The sequence below is a fragment of the Massilia sp. DJPM01 genome (assembly GCF_030348125.1).
GTDB lineage: Bacteria > Pseudomonadota > Gammaproteobacteria > Burkholderiales > Burkholderiaceae_D > Telluria_A > Telluria_A frigida.
Genome location: NZ_JAQOZV010000013.1, coordinates 1 through 14,455, shown reverse-complemented (window position 1 = coordinate 14,455; position 14,455 = coordinate 1). Strand labels below are relative to the sequence as shown.

Annotated in this window: 14 protein-coding genes; 9 read left to right on the top strand and 5 right to left on the bottom strand. The window is 63.3% G+C overall.

All coding sequences use genetic code 11. The features are described 5' to 3' along the window. The first annotated feature begins 1 nt into the window (after position 1). Complete coding sequence (locus tag PO883_RS10795; RefSeq protein ID WP_289309760.1) at positions 2–301, top strand: hypothetical protein; 300 nt, start codon at positions 2–4, stop codon at positions 299–301. A 345-nt stretch (positions 302–646) separates the two neighbouring features. Here the strand turns inward: PO883_RS10795 and PO883_RS10790 are convergent, their stop codons facing one another. Next, positions 647–2,575 carry a CocE/NonD family hydrolase gene (locus PO883_RS10790; RefSeq protein ID WP_289309759.1) on the bottom strand — a complete coding sequence of 643 codons (1,929 nt, stop codon included), beginning with the start codon at positions 2,573–2,575 and terminating at the stop codon, positions 647–649. Between the two features lie 212 nt (positions 2,576–2,787). Next, a complete protein-coding gene (locus PO883_RS10785; RefSeq protein WP_167090385.1) occupies positions 2,788–4,413 on the bottom strand; it encodes an FMN-binding glutamate synthase family protein in 1,626 nt (541 codons plus the stop codon). A gap of 71 nt (positions 4,414–4,484) precedes the next feature. Here PO883_RS10785 and PO883_RS10780 point away from each other — a divergent pair, with 71 nt between their 5' ends. Genes PO883_RS10780 through PO883_RS10765 form a run of 4 tightly spaced genes read left to right on the top strand, consistent with a single transcriptional unit; the run spans position 4,485 to position 7,698 of the window. Beyond that, complete coding sequence (locus PO883_RS10780; RefSeq protein ID WP_289309758.1) at positions 4,485–5,156, top strand: glutathione S-transferase; 672 nt, start codon at positions 4,485–4,487, stop codon at positions 5,154–5,156. A gap of 4 nt (positions 5,157–5,160) precedes the next feature. Continuing rightward, positions 5,161–5,937, top strand: a complete 777-nt coding sequence (locus PO883_RS10775; protein WP_167090381.1) for a 5'-3' exonuclease H3TH domain-containing protein — start codon at positions 5,161–5,163, stop codon at positions 5,935–5,937. Between the two features lie 18 nt (positions 5,938–5,955). Beyond that, complete coding sequence (locus PO883_RS10770; protein WP_167090379.1) at positions 5,956–6,339, top strand: ANTAR domain-containing response regulator; 384 nt, start codon at positions 5,956–5,958, stop codon at positions 6,337–6,339. Positions 6,340–6,345: 6 nt separating this feature from the next. Further along, positions 6,346–7,698, top strand: a complete 1,353-nt coding sequence (locus PO883_RS10765; protein ID WP_289309757.1) for a tetratricopeptide repeat protein — start codon at positions 6,346–6,348, stop codon at positions 7,696–7,698. A 27-nt stretch (positions 7,699–7,725) separates the two neighbouring features. Here PO883_RS10765 and PO883_RS10760 read toward each other — a convergent pair whose 3' ends face one another. Genes PO883_RS10760 through PO883_RS10750 form a run of 3 tightly spaced genes read right to left on the bottom strand, consistent with a single transcriptional unit; the run spans position 7,726 to position 9,873 of the window. Beyond that, entirely contained in the window at positions 7,726–8,256 is a 531-nt protein-coding gene (locus PO883_RS10760; protein ID WP_289309756.1) for a DUF2812 domain-containing protein, read from the bottom strand. Further along, positions 8,257–9,372, bottom strand: coding sequence for a tRNA 2-thiouridine(34) synthase MnmA (gene mnmA, locus PO883_RS10755; protein WP_289309755.1), 1,116 nt, complete (start codon positions 9,370–9,372; stop codon positions 8,257–8,259). It lies immediately after the preceding gene. 15 nt (positions 9,373–9,387) lie between these two features. After that, entirely contained in the window at positions 9,388–9,873 is a 486-nt protein-coding gene (locus tag PO883_RS10750) for an NUDIX hydrolase (RefSeq protein WP_289309754.1), read from the bottom strand. Between the two features lie 245 nt (positions 9,874–10,118). Here PO883_RS10750 and PO883_RS10745 point away from each other — a divergent pair, with 245 nt between their 5' ends. The 4 genes from PO883_RS10745 (at position 10,119) to PO883_RS10730 (ending at position 14,398) form a co-directional block, all read left to right on the top strand. Continuing rightward, complete coding sequence (locus PO883_RS10745) at positions 10,119–11,231, top strand: Re/Si-specific NAD(P)(+) transhydrogenase subunit alpha (protein WP_289309753.1); 1,113 nt, start codon at positions 10,119–10,121, stop codon at positions 11,229–11,231. 39 nt (positions 11,232–11,270) lie between these two features. After that, positions 11,271–11,594 carry a proton-translocating transhydrogenase family protein gene (locus tag PO883_RS10740; protein ID WP_289309752.1) on the top strand — a complete coding sequence of 108 codons (324 nt, stop codon included), beginning with the start codon at positions 11,271–11,273 and terminating at the stop codon, positions 11,592–11,594. Further along, positions 11,591–13,051, top strand: coding sequence for an NAD(P)(+) transhydrogenase (Re/Si-specific) subunit beta (locus PO883_RS10735; protein ID WP_289309751.1), 1,461 nt, complete (start codon positions 11,591–11,593; stop codon positions 13,049–13,051). The genes PO883_RS10740 and PO883_RS10735 overlap by 4 nt, the downstream gene beginning before the upstream one ends. 786 nt (positions 13,052–13,837) lie before the next feature. Then, on the top strand, positions 13,838–14,398 hold the full coding sequence (locus PO883_RS10730; protein WP_289309750.1) for a lytic transglycosylase domain-containing protein: 561 nt from the start codon (positions 13,838–13,840) through the stop codon (positions 14,396–14,398). Positions 14,399–14,455: the final 57 nt, after the last annotated feature.

Sequence of the window (14,455 nt, the reverse complement as noted above, 5' to 3'; positions counted from 1 at the left end):
GATGGTCGAGCGTGGCGATGGCGCCGACCTGGGTACTGTGCGCTTTGCCGGACGGCCGTGCGCCGACCGCCGTGCGCCGACCGCCGTGCCGACCGCCGTGCCTACCGCCGTGCCTACCGCCGTGCCTACCGCCGTGCCAATCGGGATGGCGCTTTGCGCCTTGTCGGACATCACCAGATCGAGATTGACCAGCGAGCCGGTGCCGCTGGCGCGCACCGGCGCCACGCCGTATTCGCCGACCGGTTCGCCGGCGTCCAGGGTCAGGTTGCCGTTGGCGTCGCCGAATGCAAACAGGGCGTAGTCGCCCTTTTGCACAATCAGTTCGTAGCCGCCGGCTTCATGCAGCATGGTGTAGTGCGCGATCTCGATCTGGCCATTGCGCCGCGTGTAGGCGGCGACCACCACCGGCTTGTCCCACGCAACGGCGCTGGAGATGTCGCCGGCCAGCACCGTGGACGAATAAAAGTTCTTCGATGCTTCCTTGAGCCTGACCAGCGAGCACGCGCTCAGGCAGAAACAGAGAAGTGCCAACACCAAGCCGGATCGATTTCGCACGAGACCCCTATTCAGAAACAATGCAAGCCGAAGGAACTTGCCTGTGCACGATTATAGGCTGTCCCGCAAGAGCCCGTGCCCGCGGCCAGTTTTACTTCGCCGCCGGCACCACCGGCAGTTCGACCGCGCTTTCCATGCCCGGCGCGTGGAACACCTTGTGCGTGGCCTTGCGGTAGTCGCCCGGTTTGGCGAAGAAAATATTCGGCACGAAGGTTTGCGGATTGCGGTCGTACAGCGGGAACCAGCTCGATTGCACCTGCACCATGATCCGGTGCCCCTTGAGGAACACGTGGTCGGCGTTGGGCAGGGCGAAGCGGTAGCGTTCCACCTTGTTGGGCGCGATCGCCGCCGGCTTGTCCAGGCCCGTGCGGTAGCGGCCACGGAAGATATCCATCGCAATGCCCAGCTGGTAGCCGCCCAGTTCCGGCTGCGAGGCCACTTCGTCCGGATACACGTCGATCAGTTTCACGACCCAGTCGGCGTCGCTGCCGGTGGTGGCGGCGAACAGGTTGACCATCGGCTGGCCGGAAATCTGCAGCGGCGCATCGAGCTTGTCCGACACGTAGGTGAGCACGTCGGGGCGGTCCGAGAACGAGCGCTGGTCGCTGGCCAGCCATGGCTTCCAGACCGCGCCATCGTGCATGCGCACCGGACGCGCAATGAAGGGCACCGGCTTGGCCGGATCGGAGACGTAGTCGTCGGCCTGGGCCGCGCCAAGGCTGGCAGCGGCGGCCGGCTTGTCGAAGTCCAGGCGCGCGCCGGCTTTCAGGTAGACCGGTTTCATGGCCTCGGTGAGCGGCCACTTGTCCAGGCGCTGCCATTTGTTGGTGCCGGTGCGGTACGACAGCACCGGCGCCGTGTCGGCCCTAGTGGCGTCGTCGCGCAGGTACTGGTTAAAGAAAGGCAGCATCACTTCGCGCCGGAATTCGGCGGCGGTGTCGCCGGTGAAGCGGATCGCGCCCAGGTTCGAGCCGTCGTAATTGACGCCGCTGTGGCGCCACGGGCCGACCACCAGGTGGTTCATGCTGTTGGTTGTGTCGAGCTTTTCGGCGGCGGCGTAGGCGGCGTACGGGCCGTAGATATCTTCCTGGTCCCAGCGCCCCACCACGTGCATGGTCGGCACCTTGAGCGGGCGCGCGCCGAGGATGCGGTCGAGCGCCTGGTGCTGCCAGAAGCTGTCGTAGGCCGGGTGCTCGAAGAGTTTCTTGGTGAAGGTGAGCTGGTCGACGCCGAAGCGTTTGGCGTAGTCGGACGCGGAACCGGCGCGCAGCGCGTATTCGTAGTCGTCGTAGACGCCCGTGGCCAGGCCGGGCCCATTGCCGCGCGTGGCCGTCTGGCCGGCGATGTAGGACAGGTTGGTGACGCGGAAGGCGCCGTTGTGGAACCAGTCGTCGCCGCGCCAGCCATCGACCATGGCGCTCATCGGCACCGCGGCCTTGAGCGCCGGATGCGGATCGGTCAGCGCCATGAGCACCGTGAAGCCTTCGTACGACGAGCCGACCATGCCGACCTTGCCATTGCTTTCCGGGATATTCCTGACCAGCCAGTCGATCGTGTCCCAGGCGTCGGTCGCATGGTCGACCGCGCTGTCGTTGAGCGGGCCGCGCAGGGGGCGCGTCATCACGTAGTCGCCTTCCGAGCCGTATTTGCCGCGCACATCCTGGTACACCCGGATGTAGCCGTTGGCGACGTAGCCGTCGTCGCCCTCGGAGAGCATCGACGCCATGTGCGGGCTGACATTGCGCTCGGTGCGCTTGGCCGCGTTGTACGGCGTGCGCGAGAGGACCAGCGGCGCCCGTGCGGCAGCCTTGGGGATCACGATCACGGTGTGCAGCTTGACGCCGTCGCGCATCTGAATCATCACGATGCGCTTGACGTAATCGGCGCCGTTATCGGGCTGGACAAACGCGGTGGCGGCGATGTCGGGCGCCATCGGCGCGGTCTGGGCGGAGGCCAGCGGCGGCACGGAAAGGAGTAACAGGGATAGGGCGGACAGGCGGATGGTGCTTTGGCGCGGCATTCATGTCTCCAGGGTGAACTGATCGTCAATGCGATCTTTATTGCAATATTGCTTGATAGTACCTAATCAAACACACGTATGCAATCCGCATGCGGCGACATTTGCGGCGAATGGAAAATTCAGTGCCGTTGTGACAAACCGCGCTTTTTCAGCCGGATAATCCGTGTATGCTCGCCGCCGTGCGCTTCCCGCGCGGACAAGCGCTCCATCCTTCAAGACAGGGGATGAAACGATTCGGCCTGCGCAATCGGCCAGTACAGCCCGAAGACCGGCGGCAGGCGTTCGAGCTGGTCCGGGTCGAGCAGTTCGCCTTCGCTCAGGTAAGGCAGCAGGGTCGAGACTTGCTTGACCTGGTTCGGCGAGACGCGCCGCACCAGGTGATGCGGGTTGAGCTGGTTGGGGTGGGTCAGCCCGGCGGCGGCGATCAGCTGCGCCAGCGCCTTCATCGTATTCTGGTGGAAGTTGGCCACGCGCGCGGTCTTGTCGGGCACGTCGAGCGCCTTCTGGCGCTGCTCGTCCTGGGTCGCCACGCCGGTCGGACAGCGGTCGGTGTGGCAGCTTTGCGACTGCACGCAGCCCAGCGCGAACATGAAGCCGCGCGCCGAATTGCACCAGTCGGCGCCCAGCGCGATGGTGCGCGCGATGTCGAACGCGGTGATGATCTTGCCCGAGGCGCCGATCTTGATCTTCTCGCGCAGGCGTGCGCCGACCAGCGTGTTATGCACCAGCAGCAGCGCTTCCTGCAGCGGCGTGCCGACGTGGTCCGAAAATTCGACGGGCGCGGCGCCGGTGCCGCCTTCGCCGCCGTCGACCACGATAAAGTCGGGCAGGATGCCGGTCGCCAGCATGGCCTTGACGATGCCGAAAAATTCCCACGGGTGGCCGATGGCCAGCTTGAAGCCGGTCGGCTTGCCGCCCGAGAGCGTGCGCAGGCGCTCGATAAAGTGCAGCATCTCGATCGGCGTCGAGAAGGCCGAATGGCTGGCCGGCGACAGGCAATCCACGCCCACCGTGACGCCGCGCGCGGCGGCGATTTCGATGGTCACCTTGGCGCCCGGCAGAATGCCGCCCTGGCCCGGCTTGGCGCCCTGCGACATTTTGAGTTCGATCATCTTCACCTGCGGCTGAATGGCGTTGGCGACGAAGTTCGCTTCCGAGAAGCTGCCGTCCGGGTTGCGGCAGCCGAAGTAGCCGGAGCCGATCTCCCATACCAGGTCGCCGCCGTTCTGGCGGTGATAGCGGCTGATGCTGCCCTCGCCGGTGTCGTGCATGAAGCCCCCCAGCCGCGCGCCGCCGTTGAGCGCCAGGATGGCGTTGGCCGAGAGCGAACCGAAACTCATCGCGGAGATATTGAAGACGCTGGCGCTATAAGGCTGCGCGCGCGGGCACGACGGGTGGTTGCCGATCTCGATGCGAAAGTTATAGTCGCCCATGGGCGCCGGCGCCATGGAGTGGTTGATCCACTCGTAGCCCGGCTGGTAGACATCGAGCTGGGTGCCGAAAGGGCGCTTGTCGGTTTCCATCTTGGCGCGCTGGTAGACGATGCTGCGCTGGTTGCGCGAGAACGGCTTGGCGTCGGTATCGTCTTCGAGGAAGTACTGGCGGATCTCGGGCCGGATCGATTCGAAGAAAAAGCGGAAGTGCGCCAGGATCGGGTAGTTGCGGCGCAGCGCGCGCCGGGTCTGGGACAGGTCGGCGATGCCGACCGCACCCAGGGCCCCGCTCAGGACCACCAGCCACCATCCGGGGCCTTCGCCGCGCAGCGCGAGGGCGCCCGACCAGGCAAAGACGATCAGCGAGATCAGGAACGGCAGATAGCGCGGCGCGGCGAAACTCATTGGTGACTCCATGGTCAATAGGCAGCAACAATGCTAAGCTAGCGCCGATTCCATACCGGCGAAAGAACCCGATGATCATTGTCCACCATTTGAATAATTCGCGCTCCCAGCGTATTTTGTGGCTGCTGGAAGAATTGGGACTGGAGTACGAGATCAAGAAGTACCAGCGCGATGCCAAGACCATGCTGGCCCCGCCCGAGTTGCGCGCGGTGCACCCGCTGGGAAAGTCGCCGGTGATTACCGATGGCGCGAACACGGTGGCCGAATCGGGCGCCATCATCGAATACCTGCTCGAACGCCATGGCAACGGCAAATTCGTGCCCGCCGCCGGTACCCCGGACAAGCTGCGCTACACCTACTTCATGCACTACGCCGAAGGGTCGGCCATGACGCCACTGCTGATGAAGCTCGTGTTCGACCGCGTTGAAAAGAGCCCGATGCCGTTCTTCGCCAAGCCGATTGCGCGCGGTATCGCGCAAAAGGTCAGGAGCACCTTCATCCTGCCGCAGATCGCGCAGCACCTGGCCTACCTTGAAGGCGAACTGGCCAAGTCAAGCTGGTTCGCCGGCCCGGAGTTCAGCGGCGCCGATATCCAGATCAGCTTCGTGCTGGAGGCGGCGGCCGCACGCGGTGGCCTGGGCGACAGGTACCCCAAGCTGATGGACTTCTTGAACCGCATCCATGCGCGTGCCGCCTACCAGCGCGCGCTGGAGCGCGGCGGCCTGTACGAACTGCTCAGGTAAGGCCGTGGGCAAGCTGCTTGCGATCGACGGGCTCAATATCGTACGGCGCGTGTACGAGGCCAGTCCGGAGCCCGATTCGGCCGAGAAGGCCGATATCGCGCTGCGCCACGCGCTCTCGTCGTTCCGCAAGCTGCTGGCCACGCACGCGCCGACCCACGTGCTGGCGGCGTTCGACTTTGGCGGGCCCACGTGGCGCCACGCGCTGTATCCGCGCTACCGCGAGCAGCGCGCGCCGATGCCAACCTTCCTGCGCGACGCGCTTCCCGGGTTTCATGCGAAGCTGGCGGGGGAAGGCCTGCACGTGCTAACGCTGCCCGGGGTCGAAGCCGATGACGTGATCGGCACCGGGGTGCTGCGCTGGCTGGCCGAAGGGCGCGGCGACGCCATCGTGGCCAGCACCGACAAGGACTTGCACGGCCTGATTGCGCAAGGGGCGCTGGTGTGGGACCATTTCAAGGGCGAGTGGCACGATGACGCCTGGGTGCGCAAGAAATTCGGCGTCGCGCCCGAGCTGCTGGTCGATTTGCTGGCGCTGATGGGCGACGTGACCGACGGCGTGCCGGGCGTGTCCAAGGTCGGCATGAAGACTGCGGCCAAGCTGCTCAACGCCTACGGCAACCTCGATGCGGTGATGGCCGGCGCCGGCATTCTCAAGACCCCGGTCGGCGAACGCCTGCGCGCCGAGCGCGAGGTCCTGTATTTGTCGCGCCAGCTGGTGCAGCTCAAGACCGATGTGCGCCTGGGCGTGACCTGGAACATGCTGGCATTCGAGACGTTCTGACGAAAAGGAAAAGACGCGATGTTAAGAGCAGTGATCGTCGATGGAAATGCGATTTCGCGGGGCTTGTTGAACAGCGTGTTGAGCGAGGGTGGCTACAACGTCCTCGGCGACACGCACACGGGCGCCAAGGGCTATCTGATGGTGCAGAAGCATCACCCGCAGATTGTCTGCGTGGCGCTGGAACAGGTCGAGGATGGCGGCGAGATCGTCGAACAGATCCGCGCGCATTTTCCGAAGACCCTGATCTTCATGGTCTCCGGCACGCTCGACGCGCCCACCGTGCAGGCAGCGGTGGCGCGCGGGGTGCACGGGTTTATCGTCAAGCCGTTCAAGGCCGATGCGGTGCTTAACACCATCCGCAACACGGTGATCGCCGTGATCAGAAAACAGAAAGCCACTTAGGACGCGATGACTCCCGCATTTCCGGCACTGACCGCGTGGTCCGATTTGCCGCGCCTGAACGTCGATAAATTTTTCGAGCGTTTTCCCGTGATCGACGCGGCCTACGAGGCCGGGGAGACCGGTCTGACCGACGGCGATATCGACGACCTCGAATTCATTGTGATCAGCGGCGACGTCAGCATCTCGCAAGAGCAGGCCAGGGAAATGGAAGCGGCACTGGAACTCGAAGAGAACTGGACGCTGCGCATTGCCGTCGACGGCAGCGTGCGCGTCGACGGTGGAACGGACGCCTTGTTTGCCGTCAGTGGCAACCTGTATTGCAACTGGCTGGGGATCGACAAGGCCTGGGCCAGCTTCTCGGTGTGCGGGCGCGTGTTCGCCAGCGATTGCGTGTTCGTCAGCGCCAGCGACGAGGGGTGGATGCTCGACTTGCCAGCCACCCGCATCGACACGCCCTTGCTGTTTTTATGGAACTTCAAACCCGACAACATCGACCTGAACCCGGACGCCGTCATGTTCGTCCTCGGTTTCGAGTGGTGGGGTTCCACGCTGCCGAACCGCTGCTACGCTCACCAGCAAATGATCCATGTGATCGACAGCCGTTTCCTCAAGCCCTACACTTGCATCAACACGGAAGAAGACATCTGGGACAGCCGCGCCATCATCAACGCCCTGGCCGCTGGCGAGAGCATCTACCGCGCCGGTGTCGACTTGCGTTGCGAGCAAGCGATGGACGCGGCCGGCGCGGCGATGGCAAGCGCTGACTTCCGGCTGGGCCATGTGCGGTACAAGCAGGCGGCGGCCATGGCGCCGGCTTACTATCCCGCGACCATGGGCATGGCCGACGCCATGCGCGCGGGCCAGGCGTACGCCCAGGCGTTCGATCTGTACCTGGAAGCGAGCAAGCTGTTCCCGCCGGAGCAAACCGGATTGGTGAACGAAGCCCTCAACGCCGCCGCGCGCCTCGCCTTGCGCTTGGGCCGGCTGGAACTGGCGCGCGAGCTGGCGACACAGTCGATCGATTTTACCCAGGTCTCGCACTGGAACGATCAGCCGCTGACGCAAGCTTACTGGATCCGGGGCGAGGCCAGCATCGCGCAAGGCGACTTCGCCGCCGCGGAGCGTGACCTGGCGCAGGCGCTGCGCTTTGACGCGGACCAGCCGCAGCCCAACTGGCTGATGGGCTTCTTGTGCTTCCGGCGCGGCGAGCACGATCAGGCGCGCGCCTTCCACGCCAAGGCGGCCCGGCACTGGCTCCAGAACGGGTACTACGACGTGGCGAGCACCTACGTCGTGGGTTTCAATCCGGTCAGCGTCGACTGGGACCAGATTGACCCGGCATCGCTGGCGCCGGCATGAGCGGCATAGCAAGCGGCGAACGCCGGTTCAGCGCAACTGGCGGATGCGCATGACCAGCCGGTACACGCCGTACCCGTACACGAGCGCCGCCACGGCGCCGAAGGCGAGCGCCAGCTGCAGGTAATCTCCCGACAGCGTGCGCAGCTCGTCCCAGTCGACCATGAGCCAGGCCGACAGGCCGAGGCAGCCGCCGATGACGGCCAGCAGGAACAGCATGGCCCTGAGATTGTCGCGCTTCGAATACTGGTCCGGCGGGAATGCCGGCACCTTGCCGTTGACGGCGGTCTGGCGAAAATACTTCCAGCCGCCGGCATCGGCCGCGCGTTCCCAGCCCAATGCCGCGAACGGTCCCCAGTATTGCTCCGGTTCGTCCACGTTGTCGCTGCAATCGAGCCGGTACACCACATCGGCCGGCGCGCCCTGCTTGAACGTCCAGAGCGAGAGCACATTCACGCCCGCCAGATGCAAGCCTTGCTGCGCCATCCGGCGCAGCCACAGCTCCTGCTCGTGCTCGCGGGCCGCCCAGAACCACTTGAAGATCCGGACGTGCGCGCCCACTCAGGCCGCCGTCGACGTATCGATCATGCCGCCACCGAGGCACACGTCGCCGTCGTACAGCACCGCCGACTGCCCCGGCGTGACCGCCCACTGGGGATCGCTGAAGCTCAAGCTGAAATTGCCCATGGCGTCGGGCGTGACCACGCACGGCACGTCGGCCTGGCGGTAGCGGGTCTTGGCCGACATGGCGCGCGCTGCGGGCGGCGCGCCCGCCACCCAGCTGGCCTGGTCGGCGCGCAGGGCGCTCGACAACAGCCACGGATGGTCGTGTCCCTGCACGATGTACAGGGTGTTGGTGGCGATATCCTTGCGCGCCACATACCAGGCGTCGCTGCTGCCGTCCGGGTTCTTGTATGCCTTCATGCCGCCCACGCCGATACCCTTGCGCTGGCCCAGCGTGTAGAACGACAGCCCCACGTGCTCGCCCACCGTCGTGCCGTCGTCGGTTTTCATCGGGCCCGGCTTGTACGACAGGTAGCGGTTCAGGAAATCGCGGAACGGACGCTCGCCGATGAAGCAGATGCCGGTCGAATCCTTTTTTGCGGCGTTGGGCAGCGCCAGCTTTTCGGCGATCTTGCGCACTTCGGTCTTGGGGATTTCGCCCAGCGGGAACAGGGTGCGCGACAACTGCGCCTGGTTCAGGCGGTGCAGGAAGTAGCTCTGGTCCTTGGTATGGTCGAAGGCCTTGAGCAGCTCGAAGCTGGCGCCGTTCTGGCGCACACGCGCATAGTGCCCGGTCGCGATCAGGTCCGCGCCCAGGTGCATCGCATGGTCGAGGAAGGCCTTGAACTTGATCTCGGCGTTGCACAGCACATCCGGATTCGGAGTGCGCCCGGCCTGGTACTCGCGCAGGAAGTCGGCGAACACGCGGTCCTTGTATTCGGCCGCGAAATTGACCGCTTCGATGTCCACGCCCACCACGTCGGCCACGCTGGCCGCGTCGATCCAGTCCTGGCGCGTGGAGCAGTATTCGGAATCGTCGTCGTCTTCCCAGTTTTTCATGAACAGGCCGACCACGTCGTAGCCCTGTTCCTTGAGCATCCACGCCGCGACCGAGGAGTCGACTCCGCCCGACATGCCGATCACGACTTTCTGCTTTTTCCCTGCGTTTGTCATTGCATTACATCCGTCTTAGGTTAATCCACCCTCGAACACCGAGGCGTGGGTGTGCAGCATGTCCAGCGGCGCGCGCCGGCCGGCCAGGTAGTCGTCCACGCACTGCAGCATCAGCGGGCTGCGGTGGCGCTCCTGGCAGGCCGCCATTTCGTCGCGCGTCATCCACAAGGTGCGGATGATGCCATCGTCGAGCGGCTGGTCATGTTCGGCGCCGGCCTCGCCGCAAAAGGTGAAGCGCAGGTAGGTCACGTCGGTGCCGCGCCGCCTGGAGGCGTAGCGCGACATGTACACGCCCACCAGCGCCTGCGGCGTGAAGTCATGCGCCGTCTCTTCCAGCACTTCGCGCACCACCGCCTGGGCCAGCGTTTCGAGCGGGTCGAGGTGGCCCGCCGGCTGGTTCAGGCGGATGCCTTCACTGGTCTCTTCTTCAATCAGGAGGAACTTGCCATCACGCTCGATGATGGCGGCAACGGTAACGGAGGGTTTCCAGATATGCGGCATGCGTGTCCTTCAAAATGAGCCGTCATTTTACCTTCATGCAGCATCGCTTGCCGATCCGTCACCGAACACAAGCCTGAATCGGGGAACACGGTATTGATCTGATACAAGAAAATGCGGGATTTTGCGTAGCGCGCAGTGCAACCGGTTTGGATGTGGAAGAGTTCATCTAGAAAAAACGGATGGTCGTGCCATTTTGAAGTTTGCGTGTACTATCGTGAGCAGTTTATTAATTCTATGGAGGCGTCATGAGAATAGGCATACCGGCCGAAACGCGGTCGGGTGAAACACGTGTTGCTGCAACTCCCGAGACGGTCAAGAAGCTCGCCGTCAAGCACCAGATCGTCGTCCAGGCGGGCGCCGGCCTGATGGCATCCGTCACCGATGAAGCGTATGCGGCGGCCGGCGCCAGCATCGGCACCGCGCTTGATGCTTTCGGCTGCGACGTGGTGCTCAAGGTGCGCGCACCGAACGCCGCCGAACGCCCCCTCATGAAACCGGATGCCGTGTTGATCGGCATGCTCAATCCTTTCGATGCCGACAATATCGCCGCCATGGCCGCCGCCCGCCTGCGCGCCTTTGCGCTCGAAGCGGTGCCGCGCATTACGCGCGCGCAGTCGATGGACGTGCTGTCCTCGCAGGCCAACATCGCCGGCTACAAGGCGGTGATGATGGCGGCGAATACCTACCAGCGCTTCATGCCGATGCTGATGACCGCGGCCGGCACCGTGAAAGCGGCGCGCGTGCTGATCATGGGCGTGGGCGTGGCAGGCCTGCAGGCGATTGCCACAGCCAAGCGCCTGGGCGCCGTGATCGAGGCGTCGGATGTGCGTCCGCCAGTCAAGGAGCAGGTCGAGTCGCTCGGCGCCAAGTTCATCGACGTGCCCTACCTGACCGACGAGGAAAAGGAAATCGCCAAGGGTTCGGGCGGCTATGCGCGCTCGATGCCGGCCGACTGGATGCGGCGCCAGGGCGAACTGGTACACGAACGCGCCAAGCTGGCCGACATCATCATCACCACCGCGCTCATTCCGGGGCGCGCCGCGCCGGTGCTCATTTCCGAAGAGACGGTCAAGGCCATGAAGCCCGGTTCCGTGATCGTCGACCTGGCCGTGTCGCAGGGCGGTAACTGCCCGCTGTCGGAACTGAACAAGACGGTCACCAAATACGGTGTGCATATCATCGGCGAGCCTGACCTGGCGACCCTGGTGGCGGCCGATGCCTCGGCCCTGTATGCGCGCAATGTGCTCGATTTCCTCAAGCTGGTCATCGACAAGGATGAACAGCTGGTGATCGACCGCGAAGACGAGATCCTCAAGGCCACCCTGGTGTGCGCCGACGGCACGGTGCTGCGCACCTAGCGCGCGCCGCCACATCACATCAACTTTAGAGGAGGCAGCATGGAAGTCAGTCACACCATCATTAATCTCATCATCTTCGTACTGGCGATTTACGTCGGTTACCACGTGGTCTGGACCGTCACCCCGGCACTGCACACGCCGCTGATGGCGGTCACCAATGCCATTTCGGCGATCATCATCGTGGGCGCCATGCTCGCTGCCGGCCTCACTACCGGGATTGTCGGGCAGGTGGCCGGCACGGTGGCGGTGGCGCTGGCCGCGGTCAATGTGTTCGGCGGCTTCCTGGTCACCCAGCGCATGCTCGAAATGTTCCGCAAGAAGGAACCCAAGGCGGCAGCGGCCAAGGCGGGGGATCACGCATGAGTTATATCAGCATGAACCTGGTAACGATGTTTTACCTGATCGCGTCGGTGTGCTTCATCCAGGCGCTCAAGGGCTTGTCGTCGCCGGCCACGGCGCGCACCGGTAATGCCTTCGGCATGAGCGGCATGGCGATTGCCACGCTTACCACCGTGGCGCTGATCTTCAAGCTGCAGGCGCAGGCGGCCGGCAGCGGCGGCTTGGGTTTCAGCCTGGTGCTGCTGGGCGTGGTGGTGGGCGGCGGGATTGGCGCGTATGCGGCCAAAAAAGTCGAGATGACCAAGATGCCGGAACTGGTGGCGGCGATGCACTCGCTGATCGGCCTGGCGGCAGTGTGCATCGCGGTGGCCGTGGTGGCCGAACCGTGGGTGTTCCAGATCACCACCGCCGGCGTGGCGCTGCCGTTCGGGAACCGCCTGGAGCTGTTCATCGGGACCTTCGTGGGCGCGGTGACGTTCTCAGGTTCCGTGATCGCCTTCGGCAAGCTGTCGGGCAAATACAAGTTCCGCCTGTTCCAGGGCGCGCCGGTCAGCTTCCCCGGCCAGCATATGCTCAACCTGGGGATCGCGATCGCCCTGATCGCGCTCGGCCTGGTGTTTTGCTTCGCGCCCGGCGTGGAACCGGCATGGACGCCGTTCATCCTCATGGCGGTGCTGGCCTTCATCCTGGGCGTGCTGATCATCATTCCGATCGGCGGGGCCGACATGCCGGTGGTGGTGTCGATGTTGAACAGCTATTCCGGCTGGGCGGCGGCGGGCATCGGGTTTTCGCTGAATAACTCGATGCTGATCATCGCCGGGTCGCTGGTCGGTTCGTCCGGCGCGATCCTGTCGTACATCATGTGCAAGGCGATGAACCGCTCGTTCTTCAATGTGATCCTGGGCGGCTTCGGCGGCGACCCGGCGGCGGCGGCCACTGGCGGCGCGCAGGAACAGCGTCCGGTCAAGTCGGGTTCCGCCGACGATGCGGCTTTCATCATGAGCAATGCCGAAACCGTGATCATCGTGCCGGGCTATGGCCTGGCGGTGGCGCGCGCCCAGCATTCGCTCAAGGAGCTGGTCGAGAAGCTGACCCACAAGGGCGTGATCGTCAAGTATGCGATCCACCCGGTGGCGGGGCGCATGCCGGGGCACATGAACGTGCTGCTGGCCGAAGCCGAGGTGCCGTACGACCAGGTGTACGAGATGGAGGACATCAACGGCGAATTCGGCCAGGCCGACGTGGTGCTGGTGCTGGGCGCGAACGATGTGGTCAATCCGGCGGCCAAGGATCCCAAGTCGCCGATCGCCGGAATGCCGATCCTGGAGGCGTACAAGGCCAAGAGCATCATCGTCAACAAGCGGTCGATGGCGTCCGGCTATGCGGGCCTGGATAATGACCTGTTTTACCAGGCCAATACCATGATGGTGTTCGGCGATGCCAAGAAGGTGATCGAGGCGATGGTCAAGGCAGTCGACTAGTACCGGCTGCGCCAAGCAAAAAACGCGCCACCCGATGAGGCTGGCGCGTTTTTTACTTTTGGGTGCCGCTGCGGCCTGCATCCGGCCATTTTGATGCGGCATTGCGCCAGCAGCGCGCCAGATGTTGGCGTGGGGCGCACAAACTCGGCAGGGATGTGGCTTGGTCAGGCTCACTGCGCCGACAAACAGAAAAACGATCGGCAAATTTTCGGGGTGGCGGAGCAGCTTGCGCAACATGTGCGGCAGGGTGAACTCACCACGGCACATACGCGCGCCGCAGAAAATTTCCGACAAGAAAATTGGTTAAATGGCAATATCAGTTTGCGTTGAAAACAACACATCAGTCGTCCCGCGAAATCAAGTCCAATGATTCTCTGGTGAAATTTATTTGCAGCTATTTTTTCTAGGTAGAATAGTGTTTGGCGCAGTGATAGAAGCAGTAAAGCTCGCGTAAAAGGTAGCCCGGCATGGCGCCAGCCCAGGGCGTTGTTGCTTCCTTGACGGGGCGCAGGTGAGTCTCGTCGAAAAGGTGGTATGTTGCATGAAGTCAACATTTTTACACAATATGAGTTGACAGTATGCATGTGTAAGTTGACAATAAGATAAATAAAGTATTTCCCACTCACTAAATGATTATCTGTGACATTGTTGCAAAATAATTCCCATGAAGAAACCTTGCTAGGTAAAAATTTGCTGCTGTGAGTGATTTGGAGAGTATTTGAGGTTTGTCCGTAGGGTCGAATGACGCGGATCACAACAAGTGGTGTCACACAGGCAAATGGACGAATGATCGATTTTGTGTTTCTCGCGCAACAGTGTGCGCCGGGTGTCCATGTTGACACGATGCAACGGATTGTTCGTGTCGAGTCCTCGTTTAATCCCTATGCTATTGGCGTGGTCGGTGGGCGGCTCGACCGCCAGCCGCGCAATAGCGGCGAGGCGCTGGCCACTGCGGAGTGGCTGGAGAAGAATGGCTACAACTTCAGCATGGGCCTGGCGCAGGTGAACAAGCGCAATCTGGCCAAGTACGGACTGACGCTGGCGACCGCCTTTGATCCGTGCCGAAACCTGAGTGCGGGAAGCGCAATCCTTGCGGAATGCTATCAGCGCGCCGGCAAGACCGGGCGCAGTGAGCAGGATGCGTTGCGTGCGGCCTTCAGTTGCTATTACTCAGGTAATTTCATCAGCGGATTCCGGCTGGGGTATGTATTGAAAGTAGTGAGCGCGAGCGGCAACGGTAAGGCTGCATTACCGCGAATCCCGGTCAATCAAGCGCGCGCAGCGGCATCTATCAGGCGTGCCGTCGTGGCGCGCAGTGGCAGTGCGGTCCCAATCCTCCCAAGTTAAGGAATTTCCTCGAAAATATGCTGAAAATGCGATAAATAGCTTGACATTTCAATTGCA